The 19,559-nt window shown below is 68.5% G+C and carries 12 protein-coding genes; 6 read left to right on the forward strand and 6 right to left on the reverse strand.

Features of this window, described 5'->3' with window-relative positions:
- Positions 1–195: 195 nt before the first annotated feature.
- Positions 196–1,269 (reverse strand): hypothetical protein, encoded by a 1,074-nt coding sequence (locus tag QHF85_RS40805; protein WP_281332848.1) that lies wholly within the window; start codon positions 1,267–1,269, stop codon positions 196–198.
- Positions 1,270–1,426: 157 nt separating this feature from the next.
- On the opposite strand from QHF85_RS40805, the gene QHF85_RS40810 reads away from it, so the two are divergent.
- Both QHF85_RS40810 and QHF85_RS40815 read left to right on the forward strand, forming a co-directional pair.
- On the forward strand, positions 1,427–2,425 hold the full coding sequence (locus QHF85_RS40810; RefSeq protein WP_281332849.1) for a hypothetical protein: 999 nt from the start codon (positions 1,427–1,429) through the stop codon (positions 2,423–2,425).
- Between the two features lie 36 nt (positions 2,426–2,461).
- Positions 2,462–3,787 (forward strand): hypothetical protein, encoded by a 1,326-nt coding sequence (locus tag QHF85_RS40815; protein WP_281332850.1) that lies wholly within the window; start codon positions 2,462–2,464, stop codon positions 3,785–3,787.
- A gap of 68 nt (positions 3,788–3,855) precedes the next feature.
- Here the strand turns inward: QHF85_RS40815 and QHF85_RS40820 are convergent, their stop codons facing one another.
- From QHF85_RS40820 to QHF85_RS40840, 5 genes are all read right to left on the reverse strand, one after another.
- Positions 3,856–5,361: a hypothetical protein gene (locus QHF85_RS40820; RefSeq protein ID WP_281332851.1), complete on the reverse strand. Its 1,506-nt coding sequence runs from the start codon at positions 5,359–5,361 to the stop codon at positions 3,856–3,858.
- Between the two features lie 45 nt (positions 5,362–5,406).
- A complete protein-coding gene (locus QHF85_RS40825) occupies positions 5,407–6,468 on the reverse strand; it encodes a hypothetical protein (protein WP_281332852.1) in 1,062 nt (353 codons plus the stop codon).
- A gap of 57 nt (positions 6,469–6,525) precedes the next feature.
- A complete protein-coding gene (locus tag QHF85_RS40830; RefSeq protein ID WP_281332853.1) occupies positions 6,526–8,178 on the reverse strand; it encodes a serine/threonine-protein kinase in 1,653 nt (550 codons plus the stop codon).
- 93 nt (positions 8,179–8,271) lie between these two features.
- The gene (locus QHF85_RS40835; protein WP_281332854.1) at positions 8,272–9,078 is read right to left on the reverse strand and encodes a trypsin-like peptidase domain-containing protein; all 807 of its coding nucleotides are present in this window, start codon (positions 9,076–9,078) and stop codon (positions 8,272–8,274) included.
- A gap of 92 nt (positions 9,079–9,170) precedes the next feature.
- Positions 9,171–11,648 carry an ATP-binding protein gene (locus QHF85_RS40840; protein ID WP_281332855.1) on the reverse strand — a complete coding sequence of 826 codons (2,478 nt, stop codon included), beginning with the start codon at positions 11,646–11,648 and terminating at the stop codon, positions 9,171–9,173.
- Between the two features lie 301 nt (positions 11,649–11,949).
- Between QHF85_RS40840 and glgX the strand changes: the two genes are divergently transcribed.
- From glgX to QHF85_RS40860, 4 genes are read left to right on the forward strand one after another with little or no spacing between them, the layout of a single operon-like run.
- Positions 11,950–14,112, forward strand: coding sequence for a glycogen debranching protein GlgX (gene glgX / locus QHF85_RS40845; protein WP_281332856.1), 2,163 nt, complete (start codon positions 11,950–11,952; stop codon positions 14,110–14,112).
- 9 nt (positions 14,113–14,121) lie between these two features.
- The gene (gene treY, locus QHF85_RS40850) at positions 14,122–17,232 is read left to right on the forward strand and encodes a malto-oligosyltrehalose synthase (protein ID WP_281332857.1); all 3,111 of its coding nucleotides are present in this window, start codon (positions 14,122–14,124) and stop codon (positions 17,230–17,232) included.
- On the forward strand, positions 17,229–19,088 hold the full coding sequence (gene treZ, locus QHF85_RS40855) for a malto-oligosyltrehalose trehalohydrolase (RefSeq protein ID WP_281332858.1): 1,860 nt from the start codon (positions 17,229–17,231) through the stop codon (positions 19,086–19,088). The genes treY and treZ overlap by 4 nt, the downstream gene beginning before the upstream one ends.
- The gene (locus tag QHF85_RS40860) at positions 19,085–19,552 is read left to right on the forward strand and encodes a type II toxin-antitoxin system VapC family toxin (protein WP_281332859.1); all 468 of its coding nucleotides are present in this window, start codon (positions 19,085–19,087) and stop codon (positions 19,550–19,552) included. Before treZ ends, QHF85_RS40860 begins: the two co-directional genes overlap by 4 nt.
- Positions 19,553–19,559 lie beyond the last annotated feature (7 nt).

The raw sequence follows: 19,559 nt of genomic DNA on the forward strand, positions 1-19,559 counted from the left end.
CTGCCAGCGTGAGCCATCGCGCCCCGTCTTCCCGGGGGGGAAGCGGGCACGGAAAGACACCCACGCGCTCGCGACATCGACCCGGCCATGCCGGGGATGCAAGGAGGACGAGGATGTCGAGCTCAGCGCAGCCGAAGGAATGCCACGGCGCGACTCTGCCACACGAAGGGCGACGAGGCAACCCTTTTCATCGCGTCAGCGTGGGGTCCGGAGCTCCGGCGGAAGCCGAATCACGGAGATGCGCTTCCCCGCGAGCTCGGCCCCGCAGCTATCTCCGCCGAAATTCTTGTCGCCGTACACGAAAAAGACGCCGAGCTCTCGCGAGCCGAACCCGTAAAACCCATGAGACCATCCGCACCGGCCGTGATGAGGTGCCATCCAGGTGGTAGATCCGGGCGGAACGAGCTCGTGCGGCAGCACCACCGTGTCGATCGTCCCGTCGGCCTTTTGTGCTCGAACGGTGACATTTTCCTTCACCTGGTCCCCATTCTCGTCCAGGGAAGGTTGATACTCGAAATCGATCCCCTCCCGATCGAACCGCGTCACGCGCTCCCACCGAAAGCCGTCTCGCAGGCTCCGCTCCACGTCGAGCTTCGTGAAGGGCGTCCCGGGGCACGGCCCGTCCGGCTTTCGATCCGACGACACCCGCCTCCACGTGCTCTTGTCGAGGATACGATGGGCGGAGGCGAGGTCGCGCTGCAATCGCTTGCGCTCCTTCTCGATCGTCGCGGGGCTCGGGCTCGATTCCCCGATGTCCGACGAGAGCATGTAAAGCCCGAGCAATTTTCCGGTCACCACCGAGAAGAACCCCACCGAATCGTGGGTGATGTCGCGGAAGCTCTCCGCATCCGTGAACCGCTCGACCATGATCGTCCCCTCGCGATTCACGGCCGGAAACACCTCCTGATCGTCTCCGACGACCCGTACCTCCCACGGGATCTCCGACGGCTCGCTGTCCTCCTTTCGCGGCCCGAGCTCGAACCGGATCGCTTTCCACGAGGGCTCGGGCGCGGCGGCTAGGGCAGGACAATCGCTCGACCCTTGCGCCTCGGGTGGCGGCTCGTCGGCGACGACAGGGCCCGTTTCCGGGGCCGATGCGTCGGGCGCGCCCCCATCGGGCGCAGCCGAGAGGACGACCTCGGGACCTCGGACCGCAATCGTGGGCGACGGATTCCGACCCTGGCCACAGGCGATCAGGACAAACGACGCAAGGAGCGTGACGAGCGGCGCGCGCATGGAGCCGGAGAACGTGCTCGACGGAGATCGCATTCCGAACGTGACAGATTCCCGACAACAGCCGATACCCTGTGTTCCGTGATTCAATTCTGGGCTACACTGGAGCTCGCCGACGGACGAGCCGGACGGCCTTGCGCGGCGCGCAGGCCGCCCCGTCCTCGACGATTCGAGGCTATCCCGGGGGATTTTCATGTCGATGCTCATCGCCTCGTGCGTCTTGCTCGCGTTCGCCCTGGCCGGGCTCGTATGGATGGTGGCGCGATATCGGCGGACGACGGAGGCCGAAATCGAAGCGCGGAAGCGCGCCGAGGCCCTGGAAAACGAGACCAGGGCGCTCGGGGCGAAGCTGCACGTCGCGGTGGAGGAAGACAAGAAAAAGGTCGGCTGGCTCGACCACCAGGAGCAGGAGATCCTCTGGCTCCGGGCCGAGCTCGAGAAGCGGCCCAAGATCACGCGCAAGACGTACAAGATCCTCACGCTCGGCGTCAAGGCCACGGGCAAGACCTCGCTCACGCTCAAATGGGCGAACCCCTTGATCGACCTCGGCGTCCTCGCGGGTACCAAGATCGATCGTTATGAGCGCACCGTGAGCCATGTTTCGCAGAAAGACGTGGTCATGGAGCACGTCTTCGAAGTCGGCGACTGGGGCGGCGAGCACATCGTCGACGCGCAGCAGGAGCTCATCGGGGACGAGATTCATGGGCTGCTCATCGTCGTCGACCTCGGCGGCAAGGACGCAAAGAAGGTCGAGCCCGCGCGTATCCAGGAGCAGCTCCAGGAGTTCCAGCCGCAGGCGCTCAAGTTTTTCTTCGGCCCGAAGACCGTGGCGTCGTGCAAGACGGTCGTGCTCTTCATCAACAAGAGCGATCTGCTCTCCGGCACGCCGCTCGAGGTGGAGGAGCAAGCGAAGAAGCTTTATGCCCCGCTCATCGAGAACCTGATGAAGTACTCGATGCAGCTCGACATCCGCGTCTTCGTCGGCTCCGCGAACTACGGGCACTCGACCCACCTCCTGTTCTCGCATTTCGTGGAGCGGATCCTCCCGAAACACGCCTACGACGCGCAGCTCTTGCAGCGCATGGTGAAGGACTTCTCGGAGGCGCCGAAGGCGGAGAAGCCGGAGAAGACGGTCCCGCTGCCCGCGGTGAGCGCGACCTCCGAGCCTACCAAGCTTTCGCGGGTGAACTGAATGAGCGCGCGCGGCGAAGGCCGGAGGGGAGGCTACGTGGCGCCGACGTACGCGGCGCCCGCCGACGTGGCTTGGTACCATTTCTTGCACGGGAACGTCCCAGGGCACCAGATCGATTTCATCTATCACCCCGAGGTGCCGCAGGGACAGCTGTCCCGGCAGCATTTCGGCCACCTGGCGCGTCTCCTCAAGTACATCGAGCCGCGGACGACGAGCGATTGCGCATTCGCCATCGGGAACCTCTCCCGCGACGACACGCAACACGAGCCCGGGCGCGGCGGCGTGGCGCTCATCTTCGGGCTGCGCATCCGCGGCGCCCGCGATCACGCAGGCCGCCGAGATCCGCCATTCTCGCACGCCATCGTGGCCATCGAGCGGGATCTCGACGCGGCCTTCGTGCTCTCCTCCGCGCTCGAATTCCGCGCGCGCCTCTTCGAACGGACTGCGGCGACGGCCGAGGGCCACGGCTGGTATCACACGTATGCCCGCTGCGGAGAAGATCCGGCCGCTGCGCTTCCCCTCCTGCAAGCGTATAAAGCGAGCTTCGATGGGCTGCCCGCGGCGGGCCCGGGGGCACGCTCGCTCCGCTGGGCGGTGGCCGAGGAGGTCAAGCTGCCGGGGCGTATCGTGATCGTGCACGACGACGATGCCCCGTTCGAGGAGATCGCGGGGTGCGCGGCGCGGATCGCGGCCGTCCTGTATCGCTCGAACATCAAATGGTCGGCGCTCTCGAATGGGCGGGAGTCCGATCTGCCGAATGGCGTCACGATCCGATTCTTGCCCGCGAGCGAGGTCGCCCCGCAGCCTCGGGGGACGCCCGTGTTTCCGCTCGAGCGCGTGCCGCACGACGAGAACGAGCTCGCGCGGGAGCTGTTCGGCGCGAAGCCCGTGTGCGGCCACGACGAACCCGAGCGCGGGCGCGGCTGGCGCGATCAATATCGGGGGCCCACGGAGGCCCTGGTCGTGGAGAAGCCTGCGCCGGCCGAGACGGCCGAGCCCTGCATCGAGATGCCATCGCCCTCGGTCACGAAACGATGGCCCTGGGCCGGGCTCGCCGCGGTCGTCGCCATGGGGTGCTTTGGCCTTTATCTCTCGCGCGGGACGAACCCGGGCGCCGAATCCGCGGCTGCTGGGTCGCCGTCGCTCCTCGCCCCCGGCGCGGAGGCCGCGCCGCCGAGCCTTGCGCGCCCGGCCGCGCCGCCTTTGCCGAGCCCGCCTCCCGCGGCGCCGAGCGCAGAGGACAAGGCCGGCGCCATCGTTGCCGAGCCGGAGAGCGCCTCCTCGAACAAGCAAGCGAAGGCCCGGTCGCCGAAGGCGTCCCGCAAGCCGCCGCCGGTCGTCGGGGGCCCGCCGAGGTTCTGATTCGATGGAGTTTGGCAAGGAACATCGCCGCGCCCCGGGAGGAGCGCGGCGATGTTTTTTCGAGCGAATCAATCGAACGATTGCGTGTCTGCGCGGACGCCCCCGGGAGCCGGATCCTGCGGGTCGCCGCCCATTCCGCCCGGCCCCTCGAACCCGATCTCGAACGAGGCGCCCTTGGCCGGCGGCGCCTGGCCGACGAACGCAACCCCGACCGAAGGGCCGCCACGACCGCCGCCGCCTTTGCCGCCGTCGCCGCCTTTGCCGCCGCTCCCGCCGGCGCACCCGGGTTTCAAGGCGGAAATCGCGGGCGGCGCGCCGCCGATTCCTCCGACGCCGCCCTTTCCGCCGGCCTGGCCCGCGGCGCCGTCGCCGCCTTTTCCGCCTCCTGCCGTGATGATCGTGACGGCCTCGAACGAGAGCCTCGCGTCGAGGCTCAAGAGGCCGAAGCTCCCGCCGCCCGCGCCTCCGCCCGCGCCGCCTTTTCCGCCGCAACCGCCCGTGCCGCCGCTGCCGCCGCTGGCCCCGTGGATCGTCGCGCTCCCCGCCGGGCATTTGTTGGTGCCCGAGCCGCCCAGCGCGGCTCCGCCGCCGCCTCCGGCCAATCCCACGTCGCCGTCGCCGCCGCTCGTCCCCGGCGCCCCTTCATACCCCGTCGCCGAGATCGTCCCGAGCTCCGCGCCGTGCGCGCCTTGCGCGCCGATGCTCCCGGCCAAGCCGGCCCCGCCCGGCGTGCATTCGGTCAACGTGAATTCCTCGGGCTCGCCGCCCTGGCCGCCGCTCACGTCCTTGCCGTGCGAGCTATTGCGGCCGGCCTTTCCCCAGGGCGACGTGCCGGAGCCCCCGGAGCCGCCGATCGATTCGACCGCACCACATATCGAGGATACTTCCTGCATCGTGGAGAACATGCACGCGGCAAACCCCATTTTGCCGGGTGCTCCGGCGGTCGCGCTGTCCACTTCGGCCGGCGGGGCAAGACCGTCCGCGCCTTTGCCGGCCTGGACCTGGGACCGGACGAGCTTCAAATCGGCCCTGTCCGCGATCACCGCAATGGAGGAGACGCCAGGCAGGACGGCGTCCGCGGCGACGACCTTGAAGCTCGTCACGACCGTCGGCCTTCCCGAGCCCACCCGCAAGGGCACCTCGTTCGCGCTCGTGGTGAGCGTCGTCATGCCGATTTGTGTCGTCCACGGCGATCCGCCCGTGCAGTTGTATCCGCCGTGGATCACCTCTCCGCCGCGCAGCTCGAGCCGCTCGACGAACGTCTCGGCGCACGCGTACATGGGCCTCGCGCCCTCGGCTTGCACCTTCTCGACGGCCGCGCGAAGCGTCCGCAGCGGGCGCTCGGCCGTCCCCGGATTGTCGTCGTTGCCCGAGGCCGCAACGTAAAGCCCGCAGGACGAAGGCCGGCTCGGATCCCCGTCGAGGGGACAAACCGCCTGCGAGCTCGCCTGGCCGGCGCAGGTCTTCGTGACGCTGCAATCGGCGAACACGTCGAGCCCGCAGCCCCCGAACAACGCGGCGCCCGCGCCGCAGGCGAGCACCGCCAGCGCGGACGTCACGGAATGGCGGCGCATGGGCCGCGAACTTCCCCCATTCACACCACGCATCATCGTTTTTCCTCAAAAGGTCCCCAGAACCACGAGCGAGCCCCCCTGCGACGACACCGCGGGGAGCGCGTATACCGAGCCCGTCGTCTCGCGCTTCGGCCCCGAGAGGCCGTACACGAGCGTCCCGACGGCGACGACGCCTCCTCCGACGAAGCTCCAGAGCGCGGCCTCGCCGAGCTGGTTTTGCGCATTCTTCAGGCGGATGAGGTCGGGGCACGGGCCCGTGCCGGGGTTCGTCGTGCAGTAATCGTCGCTCGCGCCGGCCAGGGGCTCCGCCTTCGCCGTCGCCTCGCGGGCGCGCGCCTGCGAGAGGGCCGTGAACACGATGCCCCCCACGACGCCGGCCCCCGCGAGCACGCTGCCCGCAATGAGGAGCGACTTGCGTGTCGTTCTCGACGCCGCGGTCGGCGGCGCGTCCGTGTCCTCGTCCTCATGGGGCGCGGGCGCCCCGCGCGGCGCATCGTTTTTCGGCAGATCCAGCCGCAAGAGCTGCGACGCCCCGGGTTTGGCCTCGATCACGACCTGCCCCGACGAGCGCTCGCCGAGCCGCGCCTCGATGGTCCGCCGGCCTGGCTCGACGAACACGCCGGCGTTCGCCTCGGGCCACCGCATTTCTTCGCCGTCGACGAGCAAATGAACGCCCGCCACGTTGGATTGCACCGATAGCTCCGTGACCTTGGCGCGCGCCTGGGACAGCATCGCGGAGGTGGTTTTCATCTCGTCCGCCGCCACGTCCTCGGCGTGCCGCAGGAAATACGAGAGGTGCTCTGCCGCGTCGCGGTGGTGGCCGAGCTCGAGCTCGACCCACCCGAGCGTGCCCGCGATCTGGAAATGCTGCATGATACGCCAGGCGGCTTCGAGCTCGTCGAGGGCGGCCTTCCATTGCCTCGCCTTCGCCGCGTCCTTACCGCGCACGTAATGCGCCCGGGCCAGGTCGGCGGGCGAGGACGGCGCCTCCGAGGGCGACCGAGGATCGGCGGCCGCCGCGGGCCGCGCGGCGCCCTGCACGGCGAGCCCCAGGACGAGCGGCAAGAGATACCGCGCTCGTGTGGTCCTTTCGATGCTCCCACCCATGCGGCAGGATAACACGAATTGACCATGAATCGAGCGCCAATGCGGAAAGGCCCCCGCTCAGCGCTTGCAATTCGGGAAAAACCGTGGACACGCCTTCGGGCTCGCGGGCGCCTTCGTGTTCGGGGCGGGCGATTTCGCCTTCGCCGTCGTCGGAGCGCGCGACGCCAGCGGATCGACGGGCGGCTTGCCCCCGCGGACGGGCAACGCATTCTGTTTGTCCGGGCTCTCGATCTGCGGCGCGGCCCCTGCGTCCGCGGACGGCGGCTGCGCGGGCGCCGGCGCCACCCGCGCCACGTCGTCCGGCGTGGGCAGAGGCGAGGGGAGCGCGATCGTCCCCTCCGGAAGGGCCGCGTCCGCTGGCTTCTTCGCCGTCGCCCTCGACGCCACGATGAAAATCAAGAATGGCGCCGCGACCAAGAGGAGCAGGAGCGCCCCCCGGCGCATCATCTGCCGTTTTCGACGCTGCTTTTGCAATCGTCCGTCCACCGGCTCGGTCCCGGCCGTCACGGTGATGGCTCCGACGGTCACCGTGGTGCTCGGCGCGGTGCGGTTCTCGGCGGTCGGGGAGACCTGCGTCGTGGTCGCTGTGAGAATGGCGCTCAGCGATGCGTCCCGCCACGGCGCGCGTGGCCCGTCGAAGGCCGGGGACGAGGGATGCCGCTCGGCCCCCTCGGTCTTCGCGCTCGTCCCGGGAGGAAGGACGACCGTGCCATTCAAGGCGACTCCCCCGACCTGCGTAGGCGCATTGGCCTCCTCGGGCGTCGTGCCGTCGATGGCCAGCGTGAACTTCTGGGTCTCCGGCGCGACGTCGGGCCTCGGGAGCGTCGACGGAATGGGGATCTCCAGCGCCGGATCCGCCTGGGGAATGCTCTCCCGCGCGCCCGCCAGCGGCCCGAGCAGGGCCGCGACCTCTTGCGCCGATTGAATACGTTTGTCCCGGTCGCGCTGCAGGCATCGGTCGACGATGCTTCCGAGCCGCGGCTCGACGTGGCGGACGCGGCTCGAGACGGGCGGAATCTCGGCCGTCAGGATCTGCTGGAAGAGGACGTCCACGTTGCCCTTGAAGGGCCGCACGCCCGTGAGCATCTCATACAGGACGACGCCGAGCGACCACACATCGGTGCGGAAATCGAGATCCTCGACGCAAAGCACCTGCTCCGGGCTCATGTACCCCGGCGTCCCGACCATGACGCCCGTGACGGTGCGGACGCAGTCCTTCGTATCGAGCTGCTTGGCCACGCCGAAATCGAGGACCTTCACGACGAAACCGTCGGCGCTCGATTCCCGGTGGAGGAACACGTTCTCCGGCTTCAGATCGCGGTGAATGATGCGGGCTCCGTGCGCGGCCGCGAGGGCGAGCGCGACGTCCCGACCGATCCTCGCGGCCTGCTTGGACGGGAGCCTGCGCTCTCGCTCCAGGAGATCCGCGAGCGTCTCCCCCGAGAGGAGCTGCATCACGAGAAAAGGATCCCCCGCGGACGTCTCGCCTGCGTCGTAGACGTCGACGATATTCGGGTGGGACAAACTCTTGAATGCCCGCGCCTCGCGGCTGAGGCGAAGGCGGAGGTCCGCGCTCGGCCGTAGAATCAGCTTGATGGCGACGCGATGCGCGGTGCGCTCGCTCTGGGCCTCCCATACCGACCCCATCGCCCCCTCGCCGAGCGGACGGACGAGGCGATAGTCACCCCCGATGCAGTCTCCGGCTTTCATGACCCCCCCGGCGCGCGATGTTACCACTGGTAGTGAGCAACAACACGGAAAAGTCGAGCGGGCCGCCGGTTTTTGATCGAGATTCGTCCGGGTCTAATTCCCTCGGCGCGCGTTCCGCCGTGACAAGCGCGCGGAGAGGAAACTCCACGATGCGACCACGACGACGAGCCCCGCGAGCACGGCCGCCGATATCGACAGATTGCGGAGCACGTCCTGCTCCGGATTGCTCTCGAACGGGATCACCGGCGCCGCAGGGCCGAGCTTTTCGAGCATTCCCTTGACCACCTCGATCGGAATGCCGAAGTTCAAGCTCTGCGATTGCGTCAGCGTGCCCACCGCGACGGCGACGACCTCGCCGCGCCTCGTCATGATGGGAGAGCCGCTCGATCCGGGGGAAATCGCGGCCGTGATTTGAATGCCCCACGACGCGAGCTCCGAGCCGCGGTCGATTTCCTTGCCCACGCCGCGCTCCCGCTTCGCCGACACGATCCCCACCGTCAACGTGCCCGAGAGCCCCAGCGGGCTGCCGATGACCACGACCTCGTCGCCCGGCGCGACGCCGCTCGAATCGCCGAGCGAGAGCGCCGAGTGCCCCGCCCCGTCCGCCTTCAGAATGGCGATGTCCCGCTCCTCGTCGTCGGCGAGGCGCCCGAGGATCGCGAGCTTCGAGCCGTCCGCGAGCGTCGCCGTCACCTTCGCGGCGCCGTCCACGACGTGGTGGTTCGTGACGATCTGCCCGTCCGATGAAACGAAAAAGCCCGTCCCCGTCCCGAGCTCGTGGCCCGTCGCGTCCTCCACCGTGAGAAGCACGACCGAGGGCTTCGTTCGCTCCGCGAGATCGGCGAGCTCACCACCTGCCGCCCAGGCGACGGCCGGCGAAACGAACAGAGTCAAAGCCATTGCTGCCGCGAACCGACGAACCATGGGGAGACGGGAAGCGAATCGGCCGCGTTTGTCAAGCGCGATCACGATCATGCCGCCATGTCCGCCCGTCAGGCCGAACGGCGCACGGGTTTTCGAGGAGCGGCCCACGGGCGTTCGTGGCGCATTGCCGCCACGGAGGAGAGGACCCGCTCGAGCTCCGCGGGATCGATCGGCTTCGTCATGTGGGCATCGAAGCCCGCGGCGAGCGCGCGGCGCCGGTCCTCGGCGCCGCCATATCCGGTCTGGGCGATGAGGTAACTGCCCGCCGTCGTGGGGAGCCCCCGCAATGCGCGGGCCACCGCATACCCATCCATGTCCGGCAGGCCGAGGTCGCAGAGCACCACGTCGGGGCGTGTCCGCTTCGCCGCCTCGAGCCCCGCGGGGCCCGTGTAGGCCACCTCGGTGCGATACCCGAGGAGCACGAGCAGGTTTTGCAGGATGTTGGCCGTATCGTGGTTGTCCTCGATGACGAGGATTCGCAAGGGGCCGTCGGTTTGTCGGGGCTCGGGTGCCGAGGGCAATGGGGCGGCGAGCGCGGCCTCCGTCGAGAGCGGGAGCCGCACGCGGAGCGTCGAGCCTCTCCCCGGCCCCTCGCTATGGGCCTCGACGGTGCCGCCGTGCAGCTCGACCAGCCCCTTCACCACGGCGAGCCCGAGCCCGAGCCCGCCCCGCGATCGGTCGAGGCTACGATCGGCCTGGCTGAACGTCTCGAAGAGCCGCCCGAGCATGGACGCATCCATTCCGATTCCGGTGTCGCTGACCGCGATGCAGACCTGGTTCGTCCCCGGAGCCTCGTCCACCTTCACGTCGATCCGCCCGCCCGCGTCCGTGAATTTGACCGCGTTGTGGAGCAAATTGCCGACGACCTGCGAGAGCCGCGTCGGATCTCCCTCGACCCAGCGGGGTTCTTCCGGCAAGGAGAGCGAGAGCGTGAGGCCGTTGCCCGACACGATGGATGCGTAATCGTGGGCGACGTCGCGGACGATCTGCACGACGTCGCAGGGCTCCTTGCGCAGCTCCAGCTTGCCGCGGGAGATCCGCGAGACGTCGAGCAGGTCGTCGATCATGCGGGCCATGTGCGCGACTTGCCGCTCGATCATGGCCAGCGTCTTTCGCCCCTCCGGCGAGCGGCCGGCCTGCATGTCGAGGACCTTCACGGCCGTGCGAATGGGGGCCAGGGGGTTGCGGAGCTCGTGCCCGAGCATGGCCAGAAACTCGTCTTTGCGCCGGCTGGCCTCCTCGAGCGCGATCCCCGCCTCGCGCAGCGCGCGCTCGGTCTGCTTCAGCCGGGTGACCTCCTGCACGACGACGTTGATGGCCTGCACGGCGCCGGCCTGGTCCTTGATCGGCTCGAAGCTCGTGATCCAGTCCCGCATGACCCCGGGCTGCTCGGGCGTCTCCAGTCGATATTCGTGGTCCTTCGAGCTCTCGCCGGTCTCGAAGACATGACGGAGCAAGGGCTCGACGGGCCCCGCCACGCCAGGCACCATCTCCCATAACGTGCGGCCGATGTGGGCGGCGACCGAGGCCCCGTTGTATCGGGCCAGCGTCTCGTTGATGTTCACGTACCGGTATTCGGTGTCGAGGACGCAGAGGCCCGCGGGCGAGGTCGAGTACACGCTCTGCAGCTCGGCGAGGTGGCGCTGCGCGGCTCGCTCGCTGTCCTTGAGCCTGCGGACGAGCTCGCCGCGATCGATCACGGCGGCGACCTGATCGCTCAGCGTCTGCATGAACCGGAGCTCCTCGTCGGTGAACCGGGGGCGCTGGCTCGTCGCGAATGCCAGCGTGCCGAGCACGCGGCCGTGGGCGATGAGGGGATACCCTGCGTAGACCTGCGCGCCGACCGCCTGGAGCGGCCGGGCTCCGGGGAAGTGGGAATGCTGGAGGTCTTCGAGGACGAGGGGCTTGCCCGTCTCGGCCACCGCGCCGCAGAGGAACTCGCCGAACTTGAGCATGTGGTATTTCGTGCGCTGCTCCTCCGTGAGCCCCCCGCTCGATTCGAGCTCGAGCGTCTCGGGCTTGCCCGAGGTCATGTAATTGAAGTAGAGCTCGACCCCGAGCTCCGCGCCGAGCTCCGCGAAGATCGGTCCGAGCAATTCCACAGGCTCTTCGCTGAGGACGAGGCGCCCGGCGGCCTTGGCGAGCAAGCGGAGGTGCGTATTCTGGGCTTCCAGGGCTTCCTGCGCGCGCCTGTGCTCGTCGGCCTTCCGCGCGTACTCTGCCGCCGCCTCGCCCAGGCGCTCGGCCGCGCGCCGCCATTGCACGCCGAACGCCGCCGTGGCCCACAGGACCACCAGGCTGGCCACGCGGCCCGTGGCGTCGACCCACGGCGGGACGAGGGGGGGCCCTGGCGAGAGGAGGAACCCGAGCGCTGTGAGGCCCGTACATACCCCGACGACGAGGAGCGCCGCGCCGCGTAGCGGGAGCCATATCGCGAGGCAGACGGGCAGCACGTACACGAACGGAATCGCAAACCCCAGGGGAGTCACGAGATCGAGGAGGAAGATCCCGAGCACGAGCATCCCGATGACGAGCGGGCGCACCACGGCGCCCCCGGCTACATATCGCCGGGCCATCTCATCTGTGGTCCCGGCGATATGCAGCAGGTCCTCCGATTTGCTGTTCTCAGCGTGCTGGCGGCGCCTCGATCCCACGGCGCATTCGCTCCCTTTGAACCGAAAACATGCGTGACGTCGCGTCCGTCGTCGAGCCGCGGGGCGAGCCGTGCCAGCGCGCGGCGCGAGCGAGAGAGCGCGCGCGTGCGGGCACGCCCGGACGGTGATGAGGGATTTCCCCGAAGGTCCCCGGGATACCGCATTCCAGCGTGGATGCTATGGACAGGACTCCATGCCCGCACGCTTCTGGCCCGGTCGCGAGTACCCCTTGGGTTCTTTTTACGACGGATTCGGCGTGAACTTCGCCGTCTTCTCGGAGAATGCCGAGCGGGTCGAGCTGTGCCTCTTCGAGAGCCCCGACGACCGGTCCGAGCGGGACAGGCTCGTCCTTCCGGAGCGGACCGCGCACGTCTTCCACGGGTACGTCCCGGCGCTCCGCCCGGGGCAACTCTATGGTTATCGCGTCCACGGCCCCTACGAGCCGACGCGGGGCCTCCGGTTCAACCCACACAAGCTCCTTTGCGATCCGTATGCCCAGGCCGTCGCGAACGAGGTCGACTGGCGGGCGCCGATGTTCCCCTACGTGCTCGGCCACCCCGACCAGGACCTCGCGATGTGCGAAAAGGACAATGCCTGGGGCGCGCCGAAGGCCGTCGTCGTCGACAACGTCTTCGACTGGGAAAACGACAAACCCCCGCGGACCCCGTGGCGCGACACGGTGATCTACGAGCTCCACGTCAAAGGTTTCACCGTGCGGCACCCCGACGTCCCGGCGACGCTGCGGGGCACGTATGCGGCGCTCGCCTCCGAGGCGGTGATCGCCTACCTGAAGAAGCTCGGCGTCACCGCCGTCGAGCTTTTGCCCGTGCACGAAATGGTCGACGATCAGATGCTCGTCCACCGGGGGCTGCGGAACTACTGGGGATACAATACGCTCTCCTATTTCGCGCCGGCGGGCCGGTATGCCTCGATGGGCCGGCGGGGCGAGCAGGTCGCCGAGTTCAAGCGGATGGTGAAGACGCTCCACGCGGCCGGGATCGAGGTGATCCTCGACGTCGTCTACAACCACACGGCCGAGGGCAACCACCTCGGGCCGATGCTCTGCTACGAGGGCATCGACAACCCCACGTATTACCGGCTCGTCCCCGGGGATCCGCGGTATTACATGGATTATACCGGCACGGGGAACTCGCTCAACATGCGGCACCCGCAGACGCTCAAGCTCGTCATGGACAGCTTGCGCTACTGGGTGACGGAGATGCACGTCGATGGCTTCCGCTTCGATCTCGCCTCGACGCTCGCGCGCGAGTTGCACGACGTCGATCGGCTGAGCGCGTTCTTCGACATCATCCACCAGGATCCGATCCTCTCGCGCGTAAAGCTCATCGCCGAGCCCTGGGACGTCGGCGAGGGCGGCTACCAGGTGGGCAATTTCCCGGTCCTGTGGACCGAGTGGAATGGTCGTTATCGCGACGCCGTGCGCCGCTACTGGAAGGGCGACGCTGCCGTCACCGCCGAGCTCGGGTATCGGCTCACCGGGTCGAGCGATCTTTACGAGGGCGGCGGGCGGCGGCCCACCGCGAGCATCAATTTCGTCACGGCCCACGACGGCTTCACGTTGCGCGACCTCGTGACGTACGACCACAAGCACAACGAGGCGAACGGCGAGGAGAACCGCGACGGGGCCGACGGCAACGACAGCTGGAATCACGGCGTCGAGGGCGAGACCGACGATCCGGCCATCGTGGCCCTGCGGGATCGACAGATGCGGAATTTCTTCACGACCTTGATGATCTCGCAGGGCGTGCCGATGATCTGCGGCGGCGACGAGATCGCCCGGACCCAGCGCGGGAACAACAATGCTTATTGCCAGGACAGCGAGATCTCCTGGCATGCGTGGGAGATCGACGCGCGGCAGCGTTCGATGCTGGATTTCGTCCGGCGCCTCTCGGCGTTCCGGCACGAGCAGCCAGTGCTGCACCGGAAGAAGTTTTTCTCGGGCGGCTACATCCGCGGCAGCGAGATGAAGGACATCGTCTGGTTCCGGCCGGACGGCCGGGAGATGCGCGCCGAGGACTGGCAGAACCCGCACGGGCGGGCCCTCCAGATGTTCCTCAACGGTGACGCCATTCCCTCGACCGACGCGTATGGCGAGCCCATCGTGGGCGATACGCTCCTCGTCCTCTGCAATGCGCACCACGAGCCGATGCCGTTCGTCCTGCCGGCCATCGAGTGGGGCGAGCGCTGGGAGGTCGTCATCGATACCCGCACCGCGGAGGCGCCGGACATCGGCCTGCCGACCGGGGCGGGCGAGCAATACGTCCTCGAATCGCGCTCGATGGCGGTGCTCCGCCTTTGCCCCAAGCAAGAGCCCGGCGCGAAGAGCGCGCTCTGAGGGATGACCATGATGCAGATGGATTCGACCGACAAGGCATCCCCGCAAGGCTCGAAGGCCGCCGAAGCAGATCCCGCCGAGGGGCTCTACGAAACCATTCTCACGGGCGCGCGCGTGCCCGGGGCGACCTATCGTGTCCAGCTGAACCACGCGTTCACGTTCCAGGACGCCGCGGCCATCGTGGAGTACCTCGACCTGCTCGGCGTGACGGATCTTTATGCGTCGCCGTTCTTCAAGGCGCGACCGGGCAGCATGCACGGCTACGACCTCGTCGATCACAACAGCCTGAACCCCGAGATCGGCACGGGCGCCGATTTCGACGCCCTACACGAGCGGCTCGCCGCCCGCGGGATGGGGCTCGTCCTCGATTTCGTACCGAACCACATGGGCGTCCACACGGCCGAGAACGCCTGGTGGATGGACGTGCTCGAAAATGGACCGAGCTCGCTCTACGCGCCGTTCTTCGACATCGATTGGCACCCGCTGAAGAGCGAGCTCGAGCGGCGGGTCCTCCTGCCGGTGCTCGGCGAGCATTACGGCAAGGTGCTGGAGAACGGCGAGCTTCAGCTCTCGTTCGATCACGGGGCGTTTTTCGTGCGCTGTTATGGCAATCCCTTGCCGCTCTCGCCCCGCACCTTCCCGCTCATCCTGGAGCCGATCATGCCCTCGCTGGCCCGCGCGCTCGGCGAGGAGGACGACGTGGTCCTCGAGCTCATGAGCATCATCACGGGCCTCGGGCATTTGCCGCCGCAGGCCGAGACGCACCGATCGAAGGTGATGGAGCGCCGGCGCGAGAAAGAGATCTTGAAGCGGCGGCTCGCGGACCTCGTCGCCGAGTCGCCCGCGGTCGCGCGGGCGATCGAGGAGCGGATCGGCGTGATGAACGGGCAAAAAGGCGATCCGCGGAGCTTCGACGCGCTCGACGCGCTCCTCGAAAATCAGGCCTACCGGCTGAGCTACTGGCGCGTGGCCGCCGAGGAGGTCAATTACCGGCGCTTCTTCGACATCAACGACCTCGGGGCGATCCGGATGGAAAACCCCGCGGTCTTCGAGGAGGCGCACCGGCTCTTGTTCCAGCTCATGGACGAGGGAAAGGTCACGGGGCTCCGGATCGATCACCCGGACGGCCTCTGGGCGCCTTCCACGTATTTCTGCCGGCTCCAGCGCACGTTTTTCCTTCACCGCGCGCGCCGCGAGCTCGCGGCGGCCGAGGACGGCAAGGGCGCGGCGGCGGCGCTGCAATCGCTCCTCCTGAGCCGCTTCGATCGCGACGCCGAGAAGCGCCCGGAGGATCCGCCGCGGCCCCTTTACATCGCCGTGGAGAAGATCCTCTCGCGCAGCGAGGAGCTGCCGCGCGACTGGGCGGTGCAGGGGACGAGCGGCTACGACTTCACCGCGCTCGCCTCCGCGCTCTTCGTGGATCGGAGCGCCGAGCGGACGATCACCTCCATTTACGAGGGGTTCACGGGCCTCCACCTCGATTTCGGCACGCTCGCGTACCAGAAGAAAAAGGTCATCCTGGTGAGCTCGCTCGCGAGCGAGCTCAACGTTCTCGCGAGCGAGCTCAATCGTATCTCCGAGCGGGATCGCCATACCCGCGATTTCACGCTCGGCACGCTCACGGACGCGCTGCGCGAGGTCATCGCGTGTTTCCCGGTGTACCGGACATACCTCCACGAGGGCACGACGAACGTGGCGCCGCGCGACGCGGCGGCCATTCGTGCGGCCTTGCGGGCGGCGCGGCGGCGCAATCCCACGACGGACGCCTCGGTGTACACGTTCCTCGGCGGGCTCCTGCTCCTCGAACGCCCGCCGCGCCTCTCGGAGCAGGAGCTCGCGAGCCGCCGCGATTTCGTGATGCGATTCCAGCAGCTCACGGGGCCCGTGACCGCGAAGGGGCTGGAGGATACGGCGTTTTACGTGTACAACCGCCTCGTCTCGCTGAACGAGGTCGGCGGCGAGCCGGAGCGGTTCGGGATCGGCGTGGACGATCTCCACCGCGGGAACGAGGCGCGGCAGAGGCTCTGGCCCTCGTCGATGCTGACGACCACGACCCACGACACGAAACGGAGCGAGGACGTCCGCGCCCGGATCCACGTGCTCTCCGAGGTGCCCTCGGAATGGGCGGGCACCTTGTATCGCCTGGCCGAGGCGAGCGCGCCGTTCCGCGAGGAGCTCGAAGGGATCTCTGCGCCCGATCGCAACGAGGAGTACCTGTATTACCAGACCTTGCTCGGGACCTGGCCTTTCGGCGCCGAATCGGCCTCGGCCGCGTACGTCGAGCGGATCGTCGACTACATGCGCAAGGCCACGAAGGAGGCGAAGGTCAATACCTCGTGGACCAATGCGGATCCCACGTACGACGCCGCCGTCGAGCACTTCGTCCGCAAGACGCTCGCGGACGGGCCCGAGACGCGGCCCTTCCGCGAGGCGCTGCTCCCGCTCGCGCGCACCGTGGCCTACCACGGCATGTGGGGCTCGCTCGCGCAACTCCTCCTGAAGCTCACGTCGCCCGGCGTGCCCGACATTTATCAAGGGAACGAGCTCTGGGATTTCAGCCTCGTCGACCCGGACAACCGCCGGCCCGTCGATTTCGAGGTCCGAAAGCGGCTCCTCGCGGAGATCGAGGAGCGGCGGCGCGCGCCCGAATCCAGGGCGGCGCTCGTGCGCGCGCTCGTGGAGAATGCGAGTGACGGCCGCATCAAGCTTTACGTCACCCGGATCGCCCTCGAAGCGCGGCAGAAGACGCGATCGCTCTTCGGTTCGGAGGGCGTTTACGTGCCGCTCGGGACCTCGGGGGCCCTCAAGGATCACGTGGTCGCTTTCGCGCGGCGGACCCGGGACCAGGAGATCCTCGTCGCGACCCCGCGCCTCACCGCGCGGCTCGCGAGTGGGCGGAGCGAGCCGCCGATCGGCGCCGTCTGGGGGGAGACCATGCTCCGGATCGATCCGCCGTCCGGCGAGGCCACGAAATCCGTATACGAGAACCTCTTCACCGGCGAGACGATCGAAGCAACGCCGGCGGACGCTGGGCTCGTATTGCCCGTCTCGCGCGTGCTCGGCGGCTTTCCGGTGGCGCTGCTCGTGCGGCAGGCGGAGGGAGGCGAAGGGTTGTCGTGAAGAACCACCGGAGCATCCCTCCGCTCGGCGCGTGTTTCGATGAAAACGACGTCGTTTTTCGTGTCTGGGCGCCCGATCACGATCGCGCCGAGGCCGTCCTGTACGACGCGGATGCCGTGACCGAGCGGGTGCGTCTCCCCATGGAGGCCGAGCCCGGCGGGTTTTTCCGGGCGCGCGTGGGCGCGCCCGGAACCGAGGCGTCGGTGCTCTACAAATTCGGCGTGGGCGGCGCGGGGCCGTTTCCCGATCCCTATTCGCGCTCGCAGCCGTTCGGCGTGCACGGGCCGTCGGAGGCCAGGCGCTCGTCATTCACGTGGACCGACCAGGGGTTTGGCGGGGTGAGCCTCGACGATCTGGTCATCCAGGAGATCCATGTGGGCACGGCGACGGCCGAGGGCACGTTCGAGGCGCTGATCCCACGCCTCTCCGAGCTTCGTTCGCTCGGGATCACGGCCCTCGAGTTGATGCCGCTCGCGAGCTTCCCCGGGCGCTGGAACTGGGGCTACGACGGCGTTTGTCTCTACGCACCCCAGGTCTCGTACGGGGGGCCGCTCGGGCTCATGCGCCTCGTCGACGCGGCGCACGCGCACGGGCTCGCGGTGATCATCGACGCCGTGTACAATCACCTCGGGCCCGACGGCAATTACCTCCGCGCTTACACGCGGCGTTATTTCACGGATCGGCACCAGACGCCGTGGGGCGAGGGGCTCGACGTCGACGGAAGAGAGTCGGGGCCCGTCCGGGAGTTCCTCGCGCGGAGCGCGGAGATGTGGATCCGCGACTATCACGCCGACGGGCTCCGGCTCGACGCGACCCACGAGATCCGCGACGACGGCGATCCGCACATCCTGCGCGAGATCGCCGAGCGCGCCCGCCGCGCGGGTGGGGGCAAACGAATCGTGGTCATCGCCGAGGACGAGCGCAACGACGAGCGCCTCGTCCGGCCCGTGGACGAGGGCGGGCTCGGGCTCGACGCGGTCTGGGCCGACGATTTCCACCACCAGATGCGCCGCGCGTTCGCCGGGGACGAGGACGGTTATTTTCAGGATTTTTCCGGGAGCGCCGCGGACATCGCCCGTACCCTGAACGAGGGCTGGTTTTATCACGGACAAACCTCATCGCGGACGGGCAAGCCGCGGGGGACGTCGGCGCGTTCGATCGCGCCGACGCGGCTCGTCCATTGCATCCAGAATCACGACCAGATCGGCAATCGCGCGCTCGGGGACCGCCTCGGCGAGAGCGTGAGCCCCGCGGCGTTCCGGGCGATGAGCGCGCTTCTTTTGCTCTCGCCGTACGTGCCTCTGCTCTTCATGGGGCAGGAGTGGAATGCGAGGACGCGCTTTCAATACTTCACGGATCATCACGTGGAGCTCGGTCGCCTCGTGACGGAGGGGCGGCGGAAGGAATTCTCCGCGTTCGCGTCGTTCCAGGGCGCGGAAATCCCCGATCCGCAGGCGGAGTCGACGTTCCTCGCCTCGAAGCTCTCGTACGAGGAGCGGGACATGCCCGAGCACGCCGGCGTGCGCGAGCTTCATCGCGAGCTCCTGCAATTGCGCGCGGGCCATCCGGCCCTGCGTGCGCGGGAGCGGGGTACGTTCGAGGCCCGCGCGGTGGGCGAGGGCGCGCTCGTGCTCACGCGGCGGGGCGGCGGGAAGGAAATATCGGTCTGGGTGAACGTGCGCGGGAGGCTCGAGGCGAAGCTCCCGAAGGGGTTGTCCTACCAGCTCATTCTCGCGACCGAGGAAGGCCGCTTCGGCGGCGCGGGGGGCGAGACCGCGCGGGCGGGCCTCGCGGAGGGGGAGGTGCGGCTCGACGGGCCGGCCGCGCTGGTGGTAGAGTCGCGGGCACCCGCGTGAGCGTCCGCCTGGTCCTCGATAGCTCGGTGCTCATCGCCGCGATGAAAGAAGGCGATCCCGGCCACGCGGACGCGGTCGATTTCCTCGATCGTCTGCGCGCCGCCCATGCGGCCGGCCAGGCTGAGGTCTTCGCGCCTCCGGAGCTCTGGATCGAGGTGCGCGCCGCGGCGCAGAAGCTCCGGCGGGTCGTGGTCGCCCCGCACGGGCGGGGCATGGACGAGCTCCTCGCCACGCTCGGCGTCGAGCTCGTGCCGATCACGAGCGTCGAGGAGATCGACGCGTTTTTCGAGCGCCTCGCGCGTCACCTGCGGGATCGCGCCCCGTTCACGAATGCGACGGACCTCGTCTACCTGTGGGTCGCGTTCCGGCGGGCCGCGGCGCTCGTGACGCTCGACGCCGGCCTGATCAAGTATCACGGAATGGTTTGCGACGTCATGCGCCCCTTCCACGTTCGCCTGGATTGACCGCGGG

Origin of the sequence: Polyangium sp. 6x1 (assembly GCF_029946515.1) — a bacterium.
Lineage (GTDB): Bacteria > Myxococcota_A > Polyangia > Polyangiales > Polyangiaceae > Polyangium.